The sequence below is a fragment of the Glutamicibacter sp. MNS18 genome (assembly GCF_026107515.2).
Classification (GTDB): domain Bacteria; phylum Actinomycetota; class Actinomycetes; order Actinomycetales; family Micrococcaceae; genus Glutamicibacter.
Window position 1 is genome coordinate 65,439 of record NZ_JAPCHW010000002.1, and the last position, 23,469, is coordinate 88,907.

At 66.2% G+C, this 23,469-nt stretch carries 17 protein-coding genes; 12 read left to right on the forward strand and 5 right to left on the reverse strand.

All coding sequences use genetic code 11. The features are described from left to right. Window positions 1-6: 6 nt before the first annotated feature. Window positions 7-3,330, forward strand: a complete 3,324-nt coding sequence (gene cydC, locus OK351_RS02905) for a thiol reductant ABC exporter subunit CydC (protein WP_265155856.1) — start codon at window positions 7-9, stop codon at window positions 3,328-3,330. Between the two features lie 75 nt (window positions 3,331-3,405). On the opposite strand, the gene OK351_RS02910 is transcribed toward cydC, so the two are convergent. After that, complete coding sequence (locus tag OK351_RS02910) at window positions 3,406-6,018, reverse strand: DNA gyrase/topoisomerase IV subunit A (RefSeq protein ID WP_265155857.1); 2,613 nt, start codon at window positions 6,016-6,018, stop codon at window positions 3,406-3,408. A gap of 112 nt (window positions 6,019-6,130) precedes the next feature. Here OK351_RS02910 and OK351_RS02915 point away from each other — a divergent pair, with 112 nt between their 5' ends. The 3 genes from OK351_RS02915 to OK351_RS02925 all read left to right on the forward strand — a co-directional run bounded on the left by OK351_RS02915 (window position 6,131) and on the right by OK351_RS02925 (window position 10,714). After that, a complete protein-coding gene (locus OK351_RS02915; protein ID WP_265155858.1) occupies window positions 6,131-8,791 on the forward strand; it encodes a bifunctional acetate--CoA ligase family protein/GNAT family N-acetyltransferase in 2,661 nt (886 codons plus the stop codon). Window positions 8,792-8,943: 152 nt separating this feature from the next. After that, a complete protein-coding gene (locus tag OK351_RS02920; RefSeq protein WP_265155859.1) occupies window positions 8,944-9,531 on the forward strand; it encodes a DUF5998 family protein in 588 nt (195 codons plus the stop codon). Window positions 9,532-9,544: 13 nt separating this feature from the next. Next, window positions 9,545-10,714: an alkaline phosphatase family protein gene (locus OK351_RS02925; protein WP_265155860.1), complete on the forward strand. Its 1,170-nt coding sequence runs from the start codon at window positions 9,545-9,547 to the stop codon at window positions 10,712-10,714. 89 nt (window positions 10,715-10,803) lie between these two features. On the opposite strand, the gene sepH is transcribed toward OK351_RS02925, so the two are convergent. Next, the gene (gene sepH / locus OK351_RS02930; protein ID WP_265155861.1) at window positions 10,804-11,847 is read right to left on the reverse strand and encodes a septation protein SepH; all 1,044 of its coding nucleotides are present in this window, start codon (window positions 11,845-11,847) and stop codon (window positions 10,804-10,806) included. Between the two features lie 236 nt (window positions 11,848-12,083). Here sepH and OK351_RS02935 point away from each other — a divergent pair, with 236 nt between their 5' ends. Next, complete coding sequence (locus OK351_RS02935) at window positions 12,084-12,386, forward strand: DUF4193 domain-containing protein (protein WP_265155862.1); 303 nt, start codon at window positions 12,084-12,086, stop codon at window positions 12,384-12,386. 91 nt (window positions 12,387-12,477) lie between these two features. Here the strand turns inward: OK351_RS02935 and OK351_RS02940 are convergent, their stop codons facing one another. After that, window positions 12,478-13,017, reverse strand: coding sequence for a DUF3093 domain-containing protein (locus OK351_RS02940; protein ID WP_265155863.1), 540 nt, complete (start codon window positions 13,015-13,017; stop codon window positions 12,478-12,480). Between the two features lie 153 nt (window positions 13,018-13,170). On the opposite strand from OK351_RS02940, the gene dut reads away from it, so the two are divergent. The 4 genes from dut to OK351_RS02960 are packed head-to-tail and all read left to right on the forward strand — an operon-like array spanning window position 13,171 to window position 15,529. Further along, window positions 13,171-13,629: a dUTP diphosphatase gene (gene dut / locus OK351_RS02945; RefSeq protein ID WP_265155864.1), complete on the forward strand. Its 459-nt coding sequence runs from the start codon at window positions 13,171-13,173 to the stop codon at window positions 13,627-13,629. 36 nt (window positions 13,630-13,665) lie between these two features. Continuing rightward, on the forward strand, window positions 13,666-14,382 hold the full coding sequence (locus OK351_RS02950; RefSeq protein ID WP_265155865.1) for a DUF3710 domain-containing protein: 717 nt from the start codon (window positions 13,666-13,668) through the stop codon (window positions 14,380-14,382). A 29-nt stretch (window positions 14,383-14,411) separates the two neighbouring features. Then, window positions 14,412-14,786 carry a hypothetical protein gene (locus tag OK351_RS02955; protein WP_265155866.1) on the forward strand — a complete coding sequence of 125 codons (375 nt, stop codon included), beginning with the start codon at window positions 14,412-14,414 and terminating at the stop codon, window positions 14,784-14,786. A gap of 29 nt (window positions 14,787-14,815) precedes the next feature. Then, window positions 14,816-15,529, forward strand: coding sequence for a DUF3159 domain-containing protein (locus OK351_RS02960; protein WP_265155867.1), 714 nt, complete (start codon window positions 14,816-14,818; stop codon window positions 15,527-15,529). On the opposite strand, the gene OK351_RS02965 is transcribed toward OK351_RS02960, so the two are convergent. Together OK351_RS02965 and OK351_RS02970 are read right to left on the reverse strand one after the other, a co-directional pair. Then, window positions 15,526-16,191, reverse strand: coding sequence for a potassium channel family protein (locus tag OK351_RS02965; protein ID WP_265155868.1), 666 nt, complete (start codon window positions 16,189-16,191; stop codon window positions 15,526-15,528). The genes OK351_RS02960 and OK351_RS02965 overlap by 4 nt on opposite strands. Beyond that, window positions 16,188-16,883, reverse strand: a complete 696-nt coding sequence (locus OK351_RS02970) for a potassium channel family protein (protein WP_265155869.1) — start codon at window positions 16,881-16,883, stop codon at window positions 16,188-16,190. The genes OK351_RS02965 and OK351_RS02970 overlap by 4 nt, the downstream gene beginning before the upstream one ends. Before the next feature lie 132 nt (window positions 16,884-17,015). Between OK351_RS02970 and OK351_RS02975 the strand changes: the two genes are divergently transcribed. From OK351_RS02975 to acnA, 3 genes are all read left to right on the forward strand, one after another. Then, the gene (locus OK351_RS02975; RefSeq protein WP_265155870.1) at window positions 17,016-18,995 is read left to right on the forward strand and encodes an APC family permease; all 1,980 of its coding nucleotides are present in this window, start codon (window positions 17,016-17,018) and stop codon (window positions 18,993-18,995) included. Window positions 18,996-19,027: 32 nt separating this feature from the next. Then, on the forward strand, window positions 19,028-20,347 hold the full coding sequence (locus tag OK351_RS02980; protein ID WP_265155872.1) for a class I SAM-dependent RNA methyltransferase: 1,320 nt from the start codon (window positions 19,028-19,030) through the stop codon (window positions 20,345-20,347). A gap of 189 nt (window positions 20,348-20,536) precedes the next feature. After that, window positions 20,537-23,245, forward strand: coding sequence for an aconitate hydratase AcnA (gene acnA / locus OK351_RS02985; protein ID WP_265155873.1), 2,709 nt, complete (start codon window positions 20,537-20,539; stop codon window positions 23,243-23,245). Window positions 23,246-23,469: the final 224 nt, after the last annotated feature.

The following is a 23,469-nucleotide window of genomic DNA, read 5'->3' on the forward strand; positions in this document are numbered from 1 at the left end:
GGACAGATGATGGCCACGGTACGATTCCTGCCCGCCGAGCTGCTGCAACGCCGGCAACTGGCCTTGCTTGCCGGATGGTCGGCGGCCAAGGCCCTGGGGCTGATCCTGCTGGCCTTCGCGCTGGGGACCTGGATCGCCGGGTTGGCCGGGCCCGCCCCGGTCTCCACCACGACACTGGCATGGGCGGGGATCTCCGGAGCGGTAGTGCGCGCCCTGGGCGGCTGGGGGCTGAACGTCGCCTCCCGGCGTATGGGGCTGGGGGCCAAGGAGCGCCTGCGTTCGCATCTGGTCCGGCACACCGCCCGGAACACCACCGTTCTGGCCGCCGAAGGCGACTTCTCGGTACCGGTCACCGCCACCCTGGCCTCGCACGGCATCGACAAGCTCGATGACTACTTCACCAAGTTCATTCCGGCGATGGTCAGCGTCGTGGTGATCCCGCCGCTGCTCGGGCTGTACATCCTGACCCTGGATCCGACCAGTGCCGTGATCCTGCTGCTGACCACCCCCCTGGTGCCGCTGTTCATGGCCCTGATCGGCATGCACACCCAGGAGAAGGTCGAACAGAGCCAGCGGGGGCTCGATGCGCTGGCCCACCAGCTGTACGAACTGGCCCTGGGCCTGCCCGCGTTACTGGGGCTGGGACGGGCCCGCGCCCAAGGCAACGCCATCGCCGCACTGGGGCAGCGCTACCGCAAGGCCACCATGGAAAACCTGAAAACGGTCTTCCTCTCCAGCTTCTGGCTCGAACTGATCTCCACCCTTTCGGTGGCCGTGGTCGCCGTTTTCATCGGACTGCGCCTGGTCGGCGGCAACATGGAGCTGGCCGTGGGGCTGATCGTGCTGATCCTGGCCCCGGAGGTCTTTGCGGCCCTGCGCGAGGTCGGCTCGGCCTACCATGCCGCCGATGACGGGTTGGCCGCATACAGGAAGTACACGGTGCTCACCTCCACACCCAAGAGCATGCCCTTGGCTGCCGGGCAGGCCGAGGGCGAGGCCATCTTGCAGGTCCGCGACCTCACCGTGGGATACCGCGACCGGGAACCGATCCTCCGCGGCTACCGGCTGACCCTGCAGCCAGGTGAACGCCGGGTCCTGGACGGGCCCAGCGGGTCGGGCAAGAGCACACTGCTGAAGGCCATCGCCGAATCCGCCGGCTCCACCGGCATGGATCCGCAGCTGGCCAGCGGACAGGTCGCCATCCGCGGGTCGCTGGCCGTGATCGAACAGCACCCGGTCTTCAGCGAAACCACAGGCAGCGGGCAGCTTGCCCTGGACGCGCCGCACGCCGGGCGCGACCTGGTCCGTACCCTGGCCGAGGAACTGCAGCTGGGGGATATGCTGCCGCGCAGCATCGCCGGGTACTCGCCGGGTGAACTGCGACGGCTGGAGGTGCTGCGTGCGGTGGCCAGGGTGCGCAGTGACCCGCAGGTCCGGCTGCTGATCGCCGATGAACCCACCGCCCACCTGGACGCACCGAACGCGGCCGCGGTCCGGGCGCTGCTGGACACGCTACCGGCCGACTGCGCGCAACTGATCGCCAGCCACGACGTGCTGCTCGGGGCCGGCACCCCGGACCCGAACGCCACGGAAGCCCGGACACCCGCACCGGTGAGCAGCCACGCAGCACGGCCGCCGGCTGCCGACACCCAGCCGTGGGACATCCCACCGGCGCAGGAGGCGGCAGTGCAGGGGTTCAACCCGGTGCGTGCGCTCCTGGCCACCCAACGCGGCAGCCTCAAGGCCGTGACCCTGGGGACCCTCTCGGTGCTCTGCGCGGTTGGCCTGTCCGCGGTCAGCGGCTGGCTGATCGTCAAGGCCAGCTACATGCCGCCGGTACTGCACCTGCTGGTGGCCATCGTGATGGTCCGCGCCCTGGGCATCGGACGTGCCGCCCTGCGCTACGTGGAACAGCTGGCCATCCACGATGCGGTCCTGGGCTATGCCGGGCGGTTGCGGGAGCAGCTCTGGAACGCGATGGTGGCCGAACCGGGCCGCTGGGGAATCGTTTCCCGTTCGCCGGTGGTTCTGCGGTTCCTGCTGGCCGAGGTCGATGAGCTGCGCGACCTGCTGGCCCGGGTGATCTTCCCGCCGTTGCAGGGGATCATCGTCTGGGGGCTGGGCGTCTGGGTCCTGTATCTGATCCAGCCGGAGTTCGGCCTGCTGGGGCTGCTGGTGCTGGGGTTGATCCTGGCGGCCATCATCCCGCTGGTGCGTCGCATCGAGGGCCGGAACCTGGCCCTGCAGATGGAGCACCGGTTGCGGGTGAACGAGCAGGTGCTGGGCATCCTGCGTAGCCGCGGCCCGCTGCGCGCCAATGGTTCGCTGGAGCACCGGCTGAAGCGGCTGGAGGAGGCCGAACGCCGCAATCTGCGCCGGGCCGGAACCCACGCGCTGGGACACGGGGTGGGCACCGCGCTGGCCACCTTGGCGATCCTGCTGCTGGCCTTGGGTTGCGTGGCCCTCTCACAGGTCAGTGCGGAGTTGACCGGGGTTGCGGCGCTGCTGGCGCTGGCGCTGATCGAACCGGCGACCGCGGGGATCAGCGCGCTCCAGCAAGGACGCGGGCTGCAGGAACTGCGGGCGGCCCTGGGCCGCCGGGGAATCACCGACCGGGACACCGCCGGCGTCAGGCCGGCATCGGCCAGCGGAGCGCGGATCAGGGGTTTCGTATTGCACCGGCTGGCCCTGGGCTACGCACCGGGCCAGCCGGTGTTCAGCGGGCTCGACGGGCGGATCGAACCCGGATGCTGGACCGCGGTGACCGGCCCCTCCGGGGCGGGCAAGTCGACGTTGCTCACCGCATTGCTCGGTGCATTGGAGCCGCTGGAGGGCCGGATCGAGGCCATCGACGATGCCGGCGCAGCGCATCCGCTGGATGCCCGCGCGCTCACCTCCGTGGCCTGGTGCCCCCAGGAGGCGCACCTCTTCGACTCGACACTGGCCCGGAACCTGGCCCTCGGGGTCGAGGGCGAGCTGCCTGGCGAGGAAGAGATGCTCCAGGTCCTGGACCGGGTGGGGCTGGGCCCCTGGTACGCCAGCCAGCGGCAGGGACTGCAGACACGGATCGGCAGCGGCGGGCACAGCCTCTCCGGTGGGCAACGCTGCCGGCTGGCGGTGGCACGGGCGCTGCTCGCTGACCGGCAGGTGATCCTGCTGGACGAGCCCACCGCCCACCTGGGCCGCGAGGAGGGGCGCGAGCTGCTGGCCGAATTACGCCGCGCGCTCGCCGGTCGAACCGTGGTGTTGATCACCCACGACCAGGAACTGGCCGGATACTGCCAGGCCCGGATCCAGCTGCGGGCCCGGCCGATGGCCGCGGTGGGGTGAAACCCGCGCCCCCGATCCGGCAAGCACCAGGACCACCCGTGGGAACACTGGCCAGGGGCGGTCTTGCCGAGGTGGCTACTGGTCGCTGACGATGACCCCGCCATCGGAGAACGGCAAGGTGTCCTCGACCAGTTCGTGGCCGATCTTCGTCTCCGGTACGGCAACCGGGGCCGGCGCCTGGTCGGCGGCGCGGGTGGCCGCGGCGGTCTCCTGCGGCAGGATGCCACCGAGTATCGCGATGGACTGGGCCAGGGGAGCGCCTGAACCGTCACGCTTGCCGTACTCGGTCGGCAGGGCACGCACCACCCCTGCCGGGGAACTGGCCCGGGCCGGGCCCGGTCCGGCGTAGCCCAGCACCAGCCGGTCCTCGCCCCTGGTGAAACGATGCGCACGCACCCCCGCGGTGGCACGGCCCTTGGCCGGGAACTCCTCGAACCCGGTGAGCTTCACCGACTGCCCGGATGTGCCCGGCAGCGTATCGGAGCCGTTCGCCACCGTGGCCACGACGGCGGACTCGTCGTTCTGCGGTACCACACCGAAGAAAATGGCATGGTCGCCGGCGGCCAGCTTGATCCCGGCCATCCCACCGGCAGTGCGGCCCTGGGCGCGGACCGCCGAGGCGGCGAATCGCAGCAGCTGGGCACCGGCGGTGAGGAAGACCAGTTCGTCCTCCTCCTCCGCCACCGCGGCGCCGATGACCTCGTCCTTGTCCTTGAGCGTGATGACCTCGAACTCATCGCGGTTCAGCGGGTAGTCGGGGTTCACCCGCTTCGCCACGCCATGGCGTGTACCCAGGGCCAGTACCCGGTTCAGCGGCACCAGGGCCACCGGCTTCTCGTTCTTGGGCAGCTTCAGGAATTCCGCGACGGGTACCCCATGCGACAGTTGCGGGAACCCGTGTCCTTCGGGCAGCACCGGGACATCGATCATCGACACCCGGATGATCCGCCCGGTGCTGGTCAGTGCACCGATCTCGCCGCGGGTGCTGGTGGCGACCTGTGAGACCAGCACATCGTGCTTGGCCCGAGAGGCGGTGAAGTCCACGGCCGCGCGATCGGTGGTGCGCCCCAGCTGGCCCGAGGCCGAAAGCAGGACCCGGCAGGGGCGATCGGCCACCTCCATGGCCAGGGTGGTCTTCTTGCCCACCCCCACCGCCTCGGGCAGCTCGGTACCGCGCAACGGCTTGAGCGTGGCGTCCTTGGCCAGCACCGTGCGGCGTTCGGTGCCGAAGGTCCGGGCCACCTCGGCCAGTTCGTCGGAGACCACGGAGCGCAACCGCTCGTCGGATCCCAGGATCTCGCGCAGCTCGGCGATCTCCTTGCGCAACTGCTCCGCCTCGGCTTCCAGCTCGATGCGCGAATACTTGGTCAACTGGCGCAAACGCAGTTCCAGGATGTGCCCGGCCTGGGCTTCGGACAGGTCGAAGACCTGCATCAGCCGTTCGCGGGCCTGGGCGGTGGCGTCCGAGGAGCGGATGATCGCGATCACGTCGTCGATATCGACGATCGCGACCAGCAGGCCCTCCACCAGGTGCAGGCGTTCCTCGCGTTTGGCCAGCCGGTGTGCGGTGCGCCGGCGCACTACGGCCAAACGGTGCTCGACGTAGACCTGCAACAGCTCACGCAACCCCAGGGTCCGCGGCTGGCCCTCGACCAGGGTCACGTTGTTGATGCCGAAGGAATCCTCCATCGGGGTGTGCTTGTACAGGCTGGCCAGCACGGCATTGGGGTTGAACCCGTTCTTCAATTCGATCATCAGCTTCAGCCCGTGGCTGCGGTCGGTCAAGTCCACCACATCGGAGATGCCGGCGATCTTCTTGTTGCCCACCCCGTCCTTGATCTTCTGGATGACCTTTTCCGGTCCCACGGTGTAGGGCAGCTCGGTGACCATCAGGGCGGATTTGCGGGCCGAGATCTTCTCCAAGGTGACCTTGGCGCGGGTGCGGAACAACCCGCGGCCGCTCCGGTAGGCGTCCCTGACCCCGTCCAGTCCGACGATGGTACCGCCGGAGGGCAAATCCGGTCCGGGTACGAACTTCATCAGCTCCTCAACGGTGGCCTGCGGGTTGGCGATCAGGTGCCGGGCCGCGGCGATGACCTCGCCGAGGTTGTGTGGGGCCATGTTGGTGGCCATGCCCACGGCGATGCCGGTGGTGCCGTTGACCAGCAGGTTGGGGAAGGCGGCAGGAAGGACCTCGGGCTGCATGAACTGGTTGTCGTAGTTCGGGACGAAGTCCACCACGTCCTCGTCCAGGTTCGCGGTCATCGCCACCGCGGCCGCGGCCAGCCGGGTCTCGGTATAACGCGGGGCCGCCGGTCCGTCATCCAGCGAACCGAAGTTGCCGTGTCCATCGATCAGCGGCAGACGCAGCGAGAAGTCCTGGGCCAGGCGCACCATCGCGTCGTAGATCGCCGCGTCCCCGTGGGGGTGCAGCTTGCCCATCACCTCACCGACCACGCGCGCGCTCTTCACATGCCCCTTGTCGGGGCGCAACCCCATCTGGGACATCTGGAAGAGGATGCGGCGCTGCACGGGCTTGAGCCCGTCACGGGCATCGGGCAGCGCGCGTGAGTAGATGACCGAATAGGCGTACTCCAGGAACGAGTTTTCCATTTCGCTGGTGACGTCTATGTCGACGATGTTCTCGACGAAGTCCTCGTCTAACGCTGGTGTGTTCTTGCGAGCCATTGAGCTGTTCGTGCTCCTACCTACTGCTGGATAAGAAGTTGAATGACCGCGGCGGGTGCCGTGGTGCGTCGCATCTGGCCGAAGCCCCGTATCGCGCACTATTGTTTAGCTTATGGTGGATCCTAGAGTTTCTGCGGCATATCCGGCACATTGGGAAGCGGATGTTGTGCTTCGTGACGGTTCGACAGCGCACCTTCGGCCCATTACCCCGGCTGATGCCCAGGCCCTGCAGGATATGCACAAGCACCAGTCCGAGGCATCGGTCTACCTGCGCTATTTTACGTACAAATCCCAGCTGACCCCCAAGGAACTGGACCGGTTCACCAATGTGGACCACACCACCCGGGTCTCGTTCATCGTGCTGCGCGGGGAGAAGATCATCGGCATCGGCGGCTACGACCAGCTCGATGACCCCACCGAGGCAGAGGTGGCCTTCAACGTCTCGGACGACTTCCAGGGTACCGGCATCGCCTCGATCCTGATCGAGCATCTGGCCGCGGCCGGCCGCGAAAACGGGATCGAGCGCTTCACCGCCGAGGTCCTGCCCGAAAACCGCAAGATGCTGACGGTGTTCGCCGAAGCCGGGTACGCGGTGGCCCGCCACTTCGAGGACGGCGTGGTGATGCTGGTCTTCCCGATTGATCCGACGGACAAGTCGCGTTCGGTGATGGAGGCGCGCGAACACCGTGCCGAGGCGCAGTCGGTGGCCGGTCTGCTGGCCCCGGCAGCGGTGGCGGTGATCGGTGCCAGCCGGTCCTGGGGCTCCCTGGGCCACGATGTGCTCAACCGGCTGATCGAGTCCGGCTTCCAGGGGGCGATCTATGCGGTCAACGAGCAGGCCTTCGAGATCGGCGGGCTGACCAGCTATGGCCGGCTGACCGAAGTACCCGGCCCGGTGGACCTGGCGATCATCTGCGTGCCCAGGGACCGGGTCGCGCAGGTGGTGGACGACTGCGCCGCCCACGGGGTCAAGGGCCTGCTGGTGATGACCGCCGGCTACGAAACCGGAAGCGGACTGCAGGCACAGCGTGAACTGGTCACCCGCGCGCGGATCAACGGGATGCGGGTGATCGGTCCGGCCTCCCTGGGACTGCTGAACACCAGCGGATCGGTCAAGCTCAACGCCTCGGTGGCCCAGAGCCTGCCGGAGCCGGGGAACATCGGCTTCTTCTCGCAGTCCGCAGCCATGGGCGTGCTGCTCCACGGGGTGCAGATGCAACGCGGGCTGGGCCTGAGCTCGGCGATCTCGGCCGGTTTGCGGGCCGATGTGTCGGGCAATGACGCCATGCAGTATTTCGAGGACGACGAGGCCACCGATGTGGTGGCCATGCACCTGGAGTCCTTCGGCAACCCGCGCAAGTTCTCGCGCATTGCCCGTCGGCTTTCGCGAACCAAACCGGTGATCGTGGCCAAGAGCGACGTCATGGGTTCGCGGTTACCCCCGGGACACTCGGTGCGCACCAGCCAGGCGCCTTCCGCCGCGCTGAACGCGGTACTGGCCCAGGCCGGGGTCATCCGGGTGGGCTCGGTCGAGGAGCTCATGGACGTGGCCACGGTGCTTTCCACCTCACCGGTGCCCGCCGGGCCGAATGTGCGGGTGCTGTCGAACTCGTTGACACTGGCCGAGGTCATCTGCGATGTGGCGGCGACCCGCACCCTGGCCGCATCCGCCGATCCACGGGAACTGGACTTTTCCGCAGGGCAGTCCCGCGCCCTGCCCACGCTGCGCCAACGTATTGACACCGCACTGGCCGATGAAAGCATCCACAGCCTGATCGTGGCCCTGCTGCCGGTTCCCGGAATCCGCGACGAGGCGATCCTGAAGGAACTGCAGGTATTTGCCGGTGCCTCCAAACCGGTGCTGATCGTGATTTCCGGTCGCCCGGACCGGACCATCCAGACCGGGGTCCACCACCGGATCCCGGTCTTCACCTCGCCGGCCGGCGCGGTGCGGGCCCTGGACAAGGCCCACGGCTACCGGCAATGGCTGAACGTGGACAACGACCCGCTTCCGCAGATCAAGGACATCGATGTGGACGGGGCCGAGGAGTACCTCAGGTCCCTGACCCGGAGCATCCCGGGAACCTCGCTGCGCACACTGGACTACGCCCAGGCCACCGGGTTGCTGCGGTTCTACGGGATCTCGGTCTTCGAATCGGTGATTGTGCCCGATGCGGATGCGGCGGTGCGGGCGGCCAACAAGCTGGGCTGGCCGGTGGCGTTGAAGGCCAATGACGAATACCTGCGCCAACGCCTTGACCTGGGTGGGGTGCGGTTGAACATCACCGACGAGTCGACCCTGCGCGCCAACTTCGAGCACATGTCGCAGGCCATGGGGCAGTGGGGGGTTGCCGACCTGGAAGTGCAGTCGATGGCCGATGCGGGTCAGGCCTGTGTGATCCGGGCCGTGGAGGACCCCTTGTTGGGGCCGGTGCTTTCCTTCGGCCTGGCCGGGGACCCGGTGAACCTGCTGGATGACTGGGCCCATGGCGTGGCCCCGCTGTCCGTGCAGGACCTGAATGCGCTGCTCCACCGTCCGCGCAGCAGCGCCCGGCTGTTCGGCTACCAGGGGCTGCCCGCAGTCGACCTGGATCGGCTGAAGGACCTGCTGAACCGGGTGGCGTTGCTCAAGGACAACCACCCGGAGGTCGCGATCCTGAAATTCTCGCCGGTCACGGTCTCGGCGGACTCGCTGAGCGTGCTGGCTGTCGAGGTGCAGGTGGGCAACCCCGAACAGCGCACCGATTCCGTCCGCAGGGCCCTGCGCAGCTAGCGCGCGGTGGCGCCCGGAAGGTGATCCGCACTGCATCCGGAGCCGGCAGGGGAGCCCGAATCCCCGGTGGATACGGTGTTTTCGACGCAGCGGGGCGCACCGCCCGAAGATCCGCATAGGTAATGGTCGGGGTAACTGGGTAAACTTAAACCATGAGCTCTCCATCGTATCCGACGACCGCAGCTGCAGACCTGCAGCAGGACTTGATCCGTGCAGGCTTCTATCCGCAGATGATCCAGGACGTACTCGCCGAAGCGATGTTCGCCCGTCCGGTGCTGGACCACTATGTCCACCTGGAAACGCATTTCGACCGCACCGAAGTCCACCGCCACATCACCGTGCTGGTGTTGAGCGACTCGGCACTGTTCATCATCCACGTCGACGACCAGCAGCTCGATGAGCACGGTAGCGAGATCGTGGCGCAGGTATCCACCGAAATGATCGCGCTCAAGCGCATCGCCTCGGTGGCTACCAGCTACGTCTTCCACCAGCCCCAGCATTACCGTACCGGTGAAGAGGTACGCGAGTTGACCTTCGGCCTGTCCTGGAACGGCACCACCCGGCTGGACATCGCGCCAGCAGGTTGCGGGGACCCGGAATGCGACGCCGATCATGGGGCCACCGGTACCGCCCAGCCCGAGGACCTGGTCATCCGGGTCAGCGCCGAAGCCGATGGGCAGAGCGCGGTCAACAAGGCACGCGGCTTCGCGGTCCGCCTGCGGCAGGCAACCGATTTCTAGGAGCGCGCACTTCGTGGTCGAGCAGCATCAGCCCTCCCCTGCAACGAAGTTACCCCCACCGCCCGGCTACGGTCGGGACACCTTGGCTGAGGTGCTGCCGTCGGCGGCAAGCGCCCTGGGCATCCCGGGGTTCGGCAACACCCTCAACCTGGCCCGGACCCGCCGGGTGAATCTGGTGATGGTCGATGGCCTGGGTTGGAACCAGCTCAAGGCCAACCTGGCCCATGCACCGTTCCTGCGCGGTCTCTTTGACCGTGCGCAGCGGCTGACCACGGGGTTCCCGTCAACCACCGCCACCTCGTTGAGCACCCTGGGTACCGGCCTCCCGCCGGGAGACCACGGGATGCTGGGCTACGACGTGGTTGACCCCGCACGCCGCCGGGTCGTGAACCAGCTCGGGGGATGGCCCTCGGATCTGGATCCGGAAGCCTGGCAACCCCATTCCACCATGTTCGAACAGATCGCCGCGCACGGACTGCACGTGGCGACCGTGTCGTTGGGGATCTTCGCCAAGTCGGCGTTGACCCGGGCGGCGCTGCGCGGGCCGGAGTTCGTCGCAGCCACGTCGCTGGCTGCACGTTCACGGGCCACCACCGAGGTGTTCGCCAGGCACCGGGAGGCGCTGGTGTACACCTACTTCAACGAGCTGGACAAGACGGGACACAAGTCGGGGGTGGATTCCGATGCCTGGCGTGAAACACTGGAGGAACTGGACCACACCATCAAGACCATGGTTTCCCGGCTTCCGGAGGGCACCAGCGTGTTGATCACCGGGGACCACGGGATGGTCGACGTCGCCGAATCCCAGCGGTTCGACTACAGCCGGGAACCGGAACTGATCGAGGGTGTTGAACTGACCAGTGGCGAGCCGCGCGGCGTACAGCTCAGCTTTGCCACCTCGACCAGCGACGCCACCAGGTCCGCAGTCCGCGAGGCATGGCTGCGCCGTTACGGAACCAAGGCCTGGGTGCTGACCCGGAAGGAAGCCATCGACTACGGCCTGTTCGGCTCACTGCGTGAGGGGGTCGCCGGTCGTCTGGGGGATCTGATGATCCTGGCGTGCGAACCGGTGGCGTTCTACGATGGTCGGCGAGTGGCCCCCACCGCCTTCGAGATGGTGGGGCAGCATGGTTCGTTGACCGCTGCCGAACGCCTGGTCCCGCTGCTGGTTCATCGCACCTAACCGGGGCGCACCGCGACAGGAAAGCTCCCCGCGGAGTGGTTTCCTGACCGCCCTGCGGGGAGCTTTGCCCATCAGGGGCAGTTTTCGACCTAGTCCTTCTTGCGCCGGCCGAACATGATGTCGTCCCAGCTGGGTACCGACGAGCGTTTGGACTTGCGCTGGTTGGCGTCATCCTCGGTCTCTGCCTTGTCCTCACCGGAGCCGGGCTCATGGGAGACCACGGTCAGTTGCGAGGTCCGGGTGGAGATGGTCTGCGGCAGGTGGGGCACACCCTCATCGTCTTCGTCCTGGTTGAACTTGTTCAGGTTGCGGTCGATGATCTCGTTGAGCCGTTCGTCGGTTCCCTCGTCCTTGCCCGAGCGCTGTCCGCGACGTGCGTTGAGCAGCTCGACCAGTTCTTCGCTCTGCGCCGATTCGCCCGAACCGTCGCCCTTGTCCGCTTCGGATTCGGGTTCCACGGCCACCGGTGTGATGGCGGAGAAGTACTCCGGGGGAGCCTGTTCGCTCAGGGTCTGGGACCAGCGGTTCAGATTCCGCAGGGTCCGGCGTTGCGGGTGGAAGGACCACTTGGCTACGTCATGGTCATCGGACTGCTTGCCCTCGGAGAGGGATTCGACATTGCTCTCATGCAGCGGCGAGGAGAATTTCGCGGTGACCATCCACTGGCCCTCGGGATCCTTCCACGAGTCCCATTCCACATTGTCCGGATCGATACCCAGTTGGCCCAGCCGGTGCGAGACCATCGATCCCAGGTCGGCGGGTTCTTCACCAAAGGCCTCACGGTATTCGGCATCGGTTTGCGGTCCGGAGACCTCGACCCTGCGGGCCAGTTCCGCGATATGGGCACGTTCGGCCAAAACCGGGCCCTCGTATTTCAGGATCTGCTCAATGGGCACATCCCATTCCACCGAAAGATCATAGGCCGACGCCCCGGCCCGCACCCGTGATTGGATTTCACGCGGTGAGTGATCCGGGGACTGGTCACGGTTGCGTGGTGTACGGGCCCGGGCAATTTCTGCCATGGCGCTACGCAGCGCATCATCGACGGGCAGCTCGAAGCTCATCCCGTCGTCACTGCTGACCTGCAGGCTGGAACCATTTTCATGAATCCCTACCAGTCTCAGCTGACGCATCACTACCCTCCACCCGGTTTATTGCCTGAATAAAACTTTGCCACTCATAGACGTGAATTCCTACCACCGCAAGGGGTGTGGCGAAACATTCCTCGCAGTTTGAGGCCAAAAGCATGCTCCGGCCGCCGCACCGGGAATTCCTGGCCACCGGTTCGGTTATACAGGCAGGCCCACCGTGGTGTAATCTGCCGCAACGAGCAGTTGCACCTTCCCAAGGAAAAGAGAACGTAACCCCGATGGCCACCGATTACGATGCACCGCGCGACACCTCCCGGGACGAGGAAGCCGCCAAGCAGCTGGCTGGCCTCAATGCCGGAAAGACGGCCACCCAGGCATCCCTGGTTGACGAGGACGAAGCCGAACTGGCCGAGAGCTTCCTGCTACCCGGAGCGGAAGTCAACCAGGACGAGGTCAGCGTCGAGATCATGCCCGAACAGGCCGACGAGTTCACCTGCGCCTCGTGCTTCATGGTACGTCACCGTTCCTTGCTGGCCCGCCAGGACGGTGCCCAGTTCTTCTGTGCCGAATGCGAGGACTGACCCCCGGGGTTTCCCGGACGGCAGGGGATCCAGGCAATCCCCGAACAGGAATGCTTGACGGGTTGTCCGTCAAGCATTCCTGGTTCGGTATCTAGCTGGATTCGTCGGGCCGGGATTCACCCGCATCGGACTCGGTGAGTTCGGCCTCATCGGACTGGCGGTACTCGTCCATCAGCCCACCCAGCGCACGGGTCAGTTCCTCCGGGCGGCGGGTGGAGGTCAGCCAGTAGGGGGTCTGGTCACGGGGGTCGACGACCTCCAACTTGACCACGGCATCCAGCCAGCCGCGAAGGTTCATGAAAGCCAACCCGTGCAGCTTCTGGCCACGTTGCTTGAAAGCCTCGTCGCCGCGATAGCCGGTCACCTCACCGATGAACTGGCGCTCGATGGTGGCCCGTCCCACACGTACGCTCTCCGTGGTCACGGTAATCCGCGGGATATTGAGCAGCATGATCACACACAGCGCCACCAGGGTCACAACCCCGGCCAGGATCCCCCAGCCGGTGGCAATCGGGGCAAACGCCACGCCAGCGGTCGCTGCCAGCAACAGTGGCCAGATCCAGGTTCCGGCCGAAGGCCAGAGTTTTTCGTTATACAGCACGGTTGGTTCGGCTGGGCTCGCAGTACTCATGGTTCCAAGCTTAGGCGCTCAAGCTGTGTCCTTGCCGCCGCTGGTGACCCAGACAACGCGCTAGAGTTATTCAGGTAGGCCCGGCCGGTCACACCGGATGAACGGCGCCACCAACCAGAACCAAAGCCTTTCCCGGGAGATGACACACCACCGATGAGTGAACCGACCCTCGAAATCTCGCTGCTGCTGCTCGATGAGCAGCTGCCGATCCCCAGCTACGCGCACCCGTCCGATGCCGGGGCCGACCTGCACGCCCGTGAATCCGTTGAGCTCGCCCCGGGACAGCGCGCACTGGTTCCCACCGGCATCGCGATGGCTCTGCCCGACGGGTATGTCGGACTGGTCCATCCGCGCAGTGGGCTGGCGACCAAGCACGGGATAACCGTGGTCAATGCGCCGGGTACCGTGGACGCCGGGTACCGCGGGGAAATCATGGTCACACTGCTCAACACCGACACCGATAGCAGCTTCACCGTCAACCGCGGGGACCGGATCGCCCAATTGGTGATCCAGAAGGTGGAACATGCCCGGTTCCACGTCGTCGAATCGCTCGAACAGTCGGTACGCGGGGCCGGTGGATTCGGATCAACAGGCGGGTTCCAGGGGAACTAAGTACCCTTGGTTGTAACCAAGCGATTTAAGGACGAAATGATTTTTAAGCGTAAGAAGCGCAACCAGGTGCAACCGGACGCCGACGAGGAACAGCAGGCGGCGCAGGCCGGTGCCGATGCGCCGCAGGTCGCCCCCCAGGAGCCGGCCACCGGCCCCTGGGATATCAAGGACATCGAGAATCCCGACGACTACCTGAATTTCGGTTCGCTGCTGATCAAGCCGATGACCGGGTTGAAGGTGCGGATGGACGTCGAGGAGAAAACCAAGCGCGTGATCTCCCTGTCACTGGAAGTGGCCGAATCCCGGATTCAGTTGCAGGCGTTCGCCCGCTCCAAGAGCCAGGAACTCTGGCCGGGGATCAGCAACAAGATCGCCGAGGACATCAGCAAGCAGAAGGGGGAACTGTTCACCCGCGAGGGTGAACTGGGCAAGGAACTGCTGGCCAAGGTGCCACAGCAATTGCCCGATGGGCGGGCCGGACACGTTGCACTGCGCTTCATCGGGGTGGACGGTCCACGCTGGTTCCTGCGCGTGGTCATTGGCGGGGCAGCCATCAGCAATGAGCAGGCGGCCGGCATCGTTGATGAACTGGTTCGCGGTGTGGTGGTGAACCGCGGAGAGAAACCATTGCCGCCGCAGGAACTGCTGCCGCTGAACGTCCCGTCGAACGCCACCACCCGCGCCGAACCGGTTGCCGGTGCACCATCCGTGCAACGGCCCGAGCGAGGCCCGGAGATCACCCAGATCGGCTAACCCGATCCACCTGGGGGAAGGGGAAGGGTATGCGCAAGAACGCGGAACCTGACCACTGGGTTGCCGAACCGGTCACCGGCCCACCGGTGATCACGTTGGAGAACCTGGAGCGGTTGCCGTCGCATGGCCGGGTGGAACACACCGGCTACGTCCAGTCGGTCACCCACGGGCCGGCGGGGGAGCAGCCCAGGCTGCTGGCCACCGTGGTTGACGGTTTTTCCGCTCCCGGTGCCCGGCGGGCAACCATACCGCATGTGCGGTTGTTGTTCATGGGGCAGAGGCAGGTGCCGGGTATCAAGCCCGGGGTGCGTATCCGCTACTCGGGGATGCTCAGCCAGGTCGACCGCATCCCCACCGTCCACAACCCCCGGTACCTGATCCTTCCCGCCGCGACTGAACCGTAAACCCGCCGATGCCTGCCGAGACGAGGAACATGAAGCACAACCCAGAGCCCGAGGACCAGCACAGCGACCGGGAGCCGGAGCCGTCGCTGGCCGAACGCCTGGGCTCGTCCACACACCTGAGCAAGACCGCCAGCGGCCAGATCGACGTGATGGCCAGCATCGGCGGGCTGCGCGGGGTCATCGAAACCGTCCTGCCCGGTTTCCTGTTTGTGCTGCTGTTCGCGCTCACCGGAGAACTGGATACCGCCCTGATCGCGGCCGTGGTGGTGGGCGTGGTGTTCATGGTGTTGCGGCTGGCCAAACGCTCGACGCTCACCCAATCGATCAGCGGCCTGGTGGGCATCCTGATCTGCGCCTTCGCGGCACGCAGCACCGGTGAGGCGAAGGACTACTATGTCCCCGGGTTCTTCATCGTCGCCGCCTACCTGCTGGCCCTGCTGGTCTCCATCATGATCAAGTGGCCGCTCGTGGGGGTGCTCTACGGTTTCCTGCGCCAGGAAGGTACCGAATGGCGCAAGGATGCCGCCAGGCTGAAACGCTACAACGTTGCCACCTGGATCCTTGTCGGGGTCTTCGCCGCCCGCCTCGCGGTGCAATTGCCGCTGTATTTCACCGACCAGGTGGTGGCCCTGGGTATCAGCCGGCTGGTGATGGGTGTGCCGCTCTACGCCGCGGGGCTCTGGTTCGCCTGGATGATTTCACGTCCGGCCGCCCCGTCGGCCGACCGGGTACAGGGGCCCTAACGCGCTGTTTCGCGTAAGACCTCGCGCAACCGCCCGTGGGAGGCCTCGGTGGTGAGGAAAAACAACTCATCCCCGCCTTCGATCACGTCATCCCGGCTGGGCGGGAACGGCGCCTTGTCGCGGATCACCGAGACCATGGTGGTGTCCGCAGGCCAGGGGACCCGTCCCATGGTGCGTCCGATGAGCGCCGAATCATGCGGCACGGTGAACTCCATCAGGTGCACCGCTCCGCTGTGCAGGCTCAGCAACCGGACCAGGTCACCGATCTCCACCGCCTCCTCGACCAGGGCGGTCATCAGCCGTGGAGTGCTCACTGCCACATCCACACCCCAGGCATCGTCGAACAGCCACTCGTTTTTCGGGCTGTTCACCCGACCCACGGTGCGCCGGATCCCGAACTCGCTCTTGGCCAGCAGCGAGATCACCAGGTTCGCCTTGTCGTCGCCGGTGGCCGAAACCACCACGTCGAAATCCTCCAGGCCGGCGCGTTGCAGCGTGCTCAGCTCGCAGGCATCGGCGCTGATCCAATCGGCCCGGGCCAACATCGCATCGCCCTCGGGCCGGACATTGCGGTCGATGACCAGCACCTGGTGCCCGTTGCCCAGCAACTCGCGGGCGATGGACGAACCCACGGAGCCGGCTCCGGCAATCATGACCTTCATCGCGGAAAGTTCCCCTCCTGCTCGCCAGCCGGTTTCGGTGCCCCGGCCAGGATCTTTTCCACCTCGTTGACCTGGTCCACGGGGATCATGGCGTGCACCAGGTCCCCGCCCTGCAAACGGGAATCGCCCTGCGGGATGATCCCTTCCCCGAAACGGGTCAGGTAGGCGATGCGGATCCCGGCGGCCTGCTCCAGGGACTTGACCCGGTGGCCGTACCAGGCCGAATGCAGGGCCACCTCGGTCAGCATCAGCCGGCCGGAGGATTCGCGGAAATCCCCGCGCATCGAATGTTCCGGAAGGATCCGGCGCAGCACCTGGTCCGCGCTCCAACGCACCGCGGCGACCGTCGGGATTCCCAGCCGCTGGTAGATCTCGGCCCGGCCCGGGTCGTAGATGCGGGCCACCACGTGCTGAACATTGTAGGTTTCGCGGGCCACCCGGGTGGCCAGGATATTGGAGTTGTCGCCGCTGGAGACCGCGGCGAAGGCGTAGGCCTGCTCGATGCGCGCGGCCTGAAGGGTGTCGCGATCGAATCCGACCCCGGTCACCTTCTGCCCGCCGAAATGTTCACCCAACGCGTTGAAGGCCCGTTCGTCCTGGTCGATCACGCTGACCGAATGTCCCGAGCCGTCCAGGGTATGGGCCAGGCTCACCCCCACCCGACCGCAGCCCATGATTACGAAGTGGGCCATCACCAAACTCCTTACGCCGTGCGTGCCAATCCTCGAATTGCGGCACGCAAACAGTGTGCCACGTTTTGCCCCGGCAAACTTCACACGCCGCGTCACTACTGCCTGATCGCTGCGCTGTTATACCGTGGGAGCGTGCCTGCTTTGTTCGACGGTCTCAAACGGATCCTGGTGGGGCGGCCCTTCCGTACCGAACGGTTGAAACGCAAGCCGCTGCCGCCGAAGATCGCCCTGCCGATCTTCTCCTCCAGCGCCCTGTCCTCGCTGGCCTACGCGCCGGATGAAATCCTGCTGACCCTGGCGATGGCCGGGGTCGCGGCGACCTTGCTCTCCCCGCTGGTGGGGCTGGCGGTGCTGGCGGTCCTGCTGGTGCTGGTCTTCTCCTACCGGCAGTCGGTGGCGGCCTATCCGTCCGGCGGCGGGGACTACGACATCGTGCGCACCAACCTGGGGCCGAGATCCGGGACCGCCGTCGCCGCGGCCCTGCTGGTGGACTTCGTGCTCACCGTGGCGGTTTCCAGTACCTCCGCCGCGCACTACGTGGCCGCGGTCTTTCCGGCGTTAAACGATTCCCGGGCGGTGATCGCCTCGCTGATCGTGGCGGTGCTGGTCATCGGCAACCTGCGCGGGCGCGGCAAGGGGCGTTGGGCCCTGGCCATCCCGGTCTACCTGTTTGTCGGCGGGATGCTGGCGATGATCGCGGTCGGCGCGGTACTGGCGCTGACCGGTTCACTCGGGCAGGCGCCGAGCGCCGCCTTCGAAATCCGCCCGGAACAGGAATTCGCCACCGGACTGCAGGGCCTGGCCGGGGCGCTGCTGATCCTGCGCGCCTTCTCCACCGGTTCGGCGGCGCTGACCGGCATCGAGGTGCCGATTTCCAATGTGCACACGCTGAGCAAGCCGCGGGCCCGCAACGCCGGGCGTATCCTGCTGGCCATCGGCCTGCTTTCCGGCGTGCTGACCTTCGGCACGCTGTTGCTCGCCCGGGCCACCGGGGTCAAGGTGGTCAGCGACCCGCAGGCCAGCCTGCTGCTCGACGGCCAGGCGGTGGGCGCGGACTACGTCCAGGCTCCGGTGCTCACCCAGCTGGCCGAGGCGGTGTTCGGAGGTTACGGGCTCGGGCTGGTGGTGGTGGCGGTACTGACCGTAGGGGTGCTGCTGATGGCCGGCAACCACGCCTTCAATTCCTTCCCCAACCTGGCCAGCCACCTGGCCGGGGACGGTTACCTGCCGCGCCAGTTGCGCACCCGTGGCGACCGGCTGGGCTTCTCCAACGGGATCCTGTCCCTGGGCCTGGCGGCGATCGCGGTGATCTTCGCGTTCGACGGGGATGTCACCATCCTGATCCAGTTGTACGTGTTGGGCGTGTTCGTCTCCTTCACGCTCAGCCAGGCCGGCATGCTCAGGCACTGGTCGCGGTTGCTGGTGCAGGTCACCGGCCGGACGGCCCGCGCCTCGGTGCAACGCAAACGCCTGCTGAACCTGGTGGGCCTGGTGCTCTCGGCACTGGTGCTGCTCGTGGTGCTGGTCACGCGCTTCACCCACGGTGCCTGGCTGGCCGTGGTGGGCATTGTGCTGCTGATGGCCGTCATGGAGTCGTTGAGCCGCCACTACCGGCAGGTCGACCGTGAACTGGCCGTTGGCGAGGACCAGGAAGCCGCGGCCCTGCCCTCCCGCGTGCACGCGCTGGTGCTGGTGTCCACGGTGCGTAAACCGGTGCTGCGGGCCATCGCCTTTGCCCGGGCCTCGCGACCATCTAAGCTTGAGGCGATCATGGTCGATGTGGAATCGGCCAAGACCGAACGAACCGTTGCCGATTGGCAGCGGCTGGGAATTCCGGTGCCGATCACGGTACTGGCCTCGCCGTACCGGACCATCGCCGATCCGCTGATCGACCATATCCGCTCGATCCGCCGCGAATCCCCGCGCGACCTGGTGGTGGTCTACATCCCCGAGTACGTGGTGGGCCACTGGTGGGAGCAACTGGTGCACAACCAGACCGCGTTGCGGGTGAAGAACCGGTTGCACCATGAGCCCGGGGTGGTGGTCGCCTCGGTACCGTGGCGGCTGCTGAGCACGACCGCCGGCACCACCGAGGAATCCTCCGCCCACTAGCACGAGACTCTCACCACGTCGAAGGAACATTCATGCCCCCGAGCAACACCCTGGAACTGCGTATCGGCCCGATCGCCCACGGGGGCCACTGCGTGGCCCGTCACGAGGGACGGGTGATCTTCGTGCGCCATGCGATCCCCGGGGAACTGGTGAAGGCCCGGCTGACCGAGGATGATCCGCAGGCCGCCTTCTGGCGTGCCGATGTCACCGAGGTCATCGAACCCAGCGACCACCGGGTCGCACACTTCTGGGAACCGGCCAATGCGCTGGCCGGAGCGGACCCGGTGGGCGGCGCCGAATTCGGGCACATCACCCTGGCACACCAACGGGAGCTGAAATCCGCAATCGTCATCGAACAGTTGCGGCGCCTGGGGTCGCTGGATGCGGCCGACGCCGGTTTCACCGGGGTGCAGCCGGCTCCGGGTGAAACCGACGGGTTGCACTGGCGCACCAGGATGGCCTACACGGTGAATGCCGCCGGACGGCTGGCCATGAGCGCCCACCGCAGCCACCGACTCACCACGCTGGATGCGATGCCCCTGGCCCACCGGGGGATCGAGGCCAGCGGGATCTACGCGGCCAGCTACCACGGCATCGACCGGGTGGAGGTGGCGGTCTCCGGCGACGGGCGGCAGGACGTGCTGGTGCTGCTGGCCGAACGGGAACCGGGGGCCGCGGCCCGGGTTGCCGCGCAGCTGCCCGCCACGGTCAGTATCGCCGCCTTCTCCCAGGGCGTGGGAGCCGCCGCCGATGGACAAGGCGAACTGCGTCGGGAACGCGGACGGACCTGGCTGGGTGAACGGGTGCTCGGCCACGACTACCGCATCACCGGCGAGGGATTCTGGCAAATCCACCGGCAGGCGGCCACGCTGCTCAGCGAACGCGTACTGGCGCTGTGCGAGCCGACCGACGGGGAACGGATCGCGGACCTGTACGCCGGGGCGGGTCTGTTCTCCGCGCATCTGGCCCAGGCCGTCGGGGACCGGGGCATGGTGTTCAGCATCGAGGGGGCCCCGGGAACCCATCGTGATGCGAAGAAGAACCTGCGCCAGTTCCAGCAGGCGCGGGTGATCCGCGGACGGGTGGAACGGGTGCTGCGCTCGGTGGCACGCGAACGGCTCGACGCGGTGGTCCTGGACCCGCCACGCGCCGGCATCGACAAATCGGTGGCCGCCGAACTGGCCGCCAGCGCCGTCCCGCGGATCTGCTATGTCTCCTGCGACCCGGCGTCCTTTGCCCGGGATGCCGCGCGGTTGACCTCCCGCGGGTACGAATTACGGCACATCGAAGTTCACGATTTATACCCGCATACCCACCATATGGAGTCGATCGGCGTGTTTGTCCGCCGCTAAATGTCACTTTTCGCCGTTTCGCATCGAATTTAACGTGATTTGGTCCGTCCGGCAGGGAAAAATCCCGCTGAGACGCTAGACTGAAGCTAGCTCTGCCGCGGAACAAGCATGACGATCTCAGTTAGGGATTCCTAACTGGAATGAATGTGTGCGCGTGCATCAAGATGAAGTCTGGCGAGAGGAGTCCCAGTGAGCAATGTGGACAGCTTCGGTGCCAAGGGCGTATTGAACGTCAATGGAGCCGAGTATGAAATTTACCGACTGAACAAGGTGGAGGGTTCCGAAAGCCTTCCCTACAGCTTGAAGGTTCTGCTGGAGAACCTGTTGCGCACCGAAGATGGCGCCAATATCACCAAGGACCACGTCAACGCCCTGGGCCAGTGGGACCAGGACGCCCAGCCGAACACCGAGATCCAGTTCACCCCGGCCCGTGTGATCATGCAGGACTTCACCGGCGTTCCCTGCGTTGTTGACCTGGCCACCATGCGTGAGGCCGTCAAGGACCTGGGCGGCGACCCGACCCGCGTGAACCCGCTGGCACCGGCCGAGATGGTCATCGACCACTCGGTGCAGATCGACACCTTCGGCTTCGCCGGTGCGGTTGAGCGCAATATGGAGATCGAGTACCAGCGCAACGGCGAGCGTTACCAGTTCCTGCGCTGGGGCCAGACCGCGTTCGACGACTTCAAGGTCGTCCCCCCGGGCACCGGCATCGTGCACCAGGTCAACATCGAGTACCTGGCCCGCACCGTGATGACCCGTGAGGTGGACGGCGTGCTCCGCGCCTACCCGGACACCTGCGTGGGTACCGACTCGCACACCACCATGGTCAACGGCATGGGTGTGCTGGGCTGGGGTGTTGGCGGCATCGAGGCCGAGGCCGCAATGCTCGGCCAGCCGGTCTCCATGCTGATCCCACGTGTTGTCGGTTTCAAGCTGGCGGGCTCGATCCCGGCCGGCGCAACCGCCACCGACGTGGTGCTGACCATCACCGAAATGCTGCGCAAGCACGGTGTGGTGGGCAAGTTCGTCGAGTTCTACGGTGAAGGCGTGGCCGCGGTGCCGCTGGCCAACCGTGCAACCATCGGCAACATGTCCCCGGAATTCGGTTCGACCGCCGCGATGTTCCCGATCGACGAGGTCACCCTGGACTACCTGCGCCTGACCGGCCGCAGCCAGGAGAACATCGACCTGGTCGAGGCCTACGCCAAGGAACAGGGCATGTGGCACGATCCGAACCGCGAGATCCGCTTCAGCGAGTACCTCGAGTTGGATCTGTCCACCGTGGTTCCCTCGATTGCCGGCCCGAAGCGCCCACAGGACCGCATCGAGCTCTCCAGCGCCAAGGAACAGTTCCGCAAGGACATCCACAACTACGTCTCCGACGCCAACGACACCCAGAACGCCGGCCGCCCGTCGGTCGCCGTCGAGGTCTCCAAGGAAGACGGCACCAGCTTCACCCTGGACCACGGCCTGGTATCGATCGCATCGATCACCTCGTGCACCAACACCTCCAACCCTTCGGTGATGCTGGCCGCCGCCGTGCTGGCCCGCAATGCCGCCAAGAAGGGCCTGAAGTCCAAGCCATGGGTCAAGACCTCCGTGGCCCCGGGCTCGAAGGTCGTCACCGAGTACTACGAGAAGTCCGGCCTGCTGCCGTACCTGGAGGAGCTGGGCTTCTTCGTCGTCGGCTACGGCTGCGCCACCTGCATCGGTAACTCCGGTCCGCTGGATGCCGAGATCTCCGAGGCCATCCAGGCCAACGACCTGGCCGCCACCGCGGTGCTCTCCGGTAACCGCAACTTCGAAGGCCGTATCAACCCGGACGTGAAGATGAACTACCTGGCTTCCCCGCCACTGGTCATCGCCTACGCCCTGGCCGGTACCATGGACTTCGACTTCGAAACCGACTCGCTGGGCATCGACGAGGCCGGCAACGAGATCTTCCTGAAGGACATCTGGCCATCGCCGACCGAGGTCCAGGAGATCATCGACTCCTCGATCGACGAGGCGATGTTCGCCAAGGGCTACGAGGGTGTCTTCGAGGGCGACGACCGCTGGAAGGCGCTGGAAACCCCGGCGGGCAACACCTTCGAGTGGGCCGAAACCTCGACCTACGTGCGCAAGCCCCCGTACTTCGAGGGCATGAAGGCCACCCCGGATGCGGTCAGCGACATCGACGGCGCCCGCGTGCTGCTGAAGCTGGGCGATTCGGTCACCACCGACCACATCTCGCCTGCCGGTTCGTTCAAGTCCGATACCCCGGCTGGACGCTACCTCATCGAGAACGGTGTGGACCGCAAGGACTTCAACTCCTACGGCTCGCGCCGTGGCAACCACGAGGTCATGATCCGCGGTACCTTCGCCAACATCCGCATCAAGAACCAGCTGCTGGACGGTGTCGAGGGCGGTTTCACCCGCGACTTCACCCAGGACGGTGCCCCGCAGTCGTACGTGTACGACGCCGCGGAGAACTACAAGACCGCCGGCACCCCGCTGGTGGTTCTGGGCGGCAAGGAATACGGTTCGGGTTCCTCGCGTGACTGGGCAGCCAAGGGCACCGCACTGCTGGGTGTCAAGGCCGTGATCACCGAGTCCTTCGAGCGCATCCACCGCTCGAACCTGATCGGCATGGGCGTGCTGCCACTGCAGTTCCCGCAGGGCGAATCCGCCGATTCGCTGGGTCTGACCGGTACCGAGGTCTTCTCGATCAGCGGTGTGACCGAGCTGAACAACGGCACCACCCCGAAGACCCTGAAGGTGACCGCCACCGCCGAAGACGGCAAGGTCACCGAGTTCGATGCCGACCTGCGCATCGACACCCCGGGTGAAGCGGACTACTACCGCAACGGTGGCATCCTGCAGTACGTGCTGCGCCAGATCGCAGCCGCCAACTAAGGAACCCGCTTCGATCATTGATCGACGTGAACCCCAGGTAGTTCCGCATCACCGGAACACCGTGAGACCCAAGGCCCCGGCCTTGGGTCTCACGGATTTAATGGTGCAAGAATTGGCGGGCACCGAATACCAGCCCAGGTGCGCCGGGCCCGCCAACCAGCCCTGCCACGGTGAAAGCAGTGACGTGCGATATGACGAGTCGAGAACTCCGCCTTGAGCAGTTC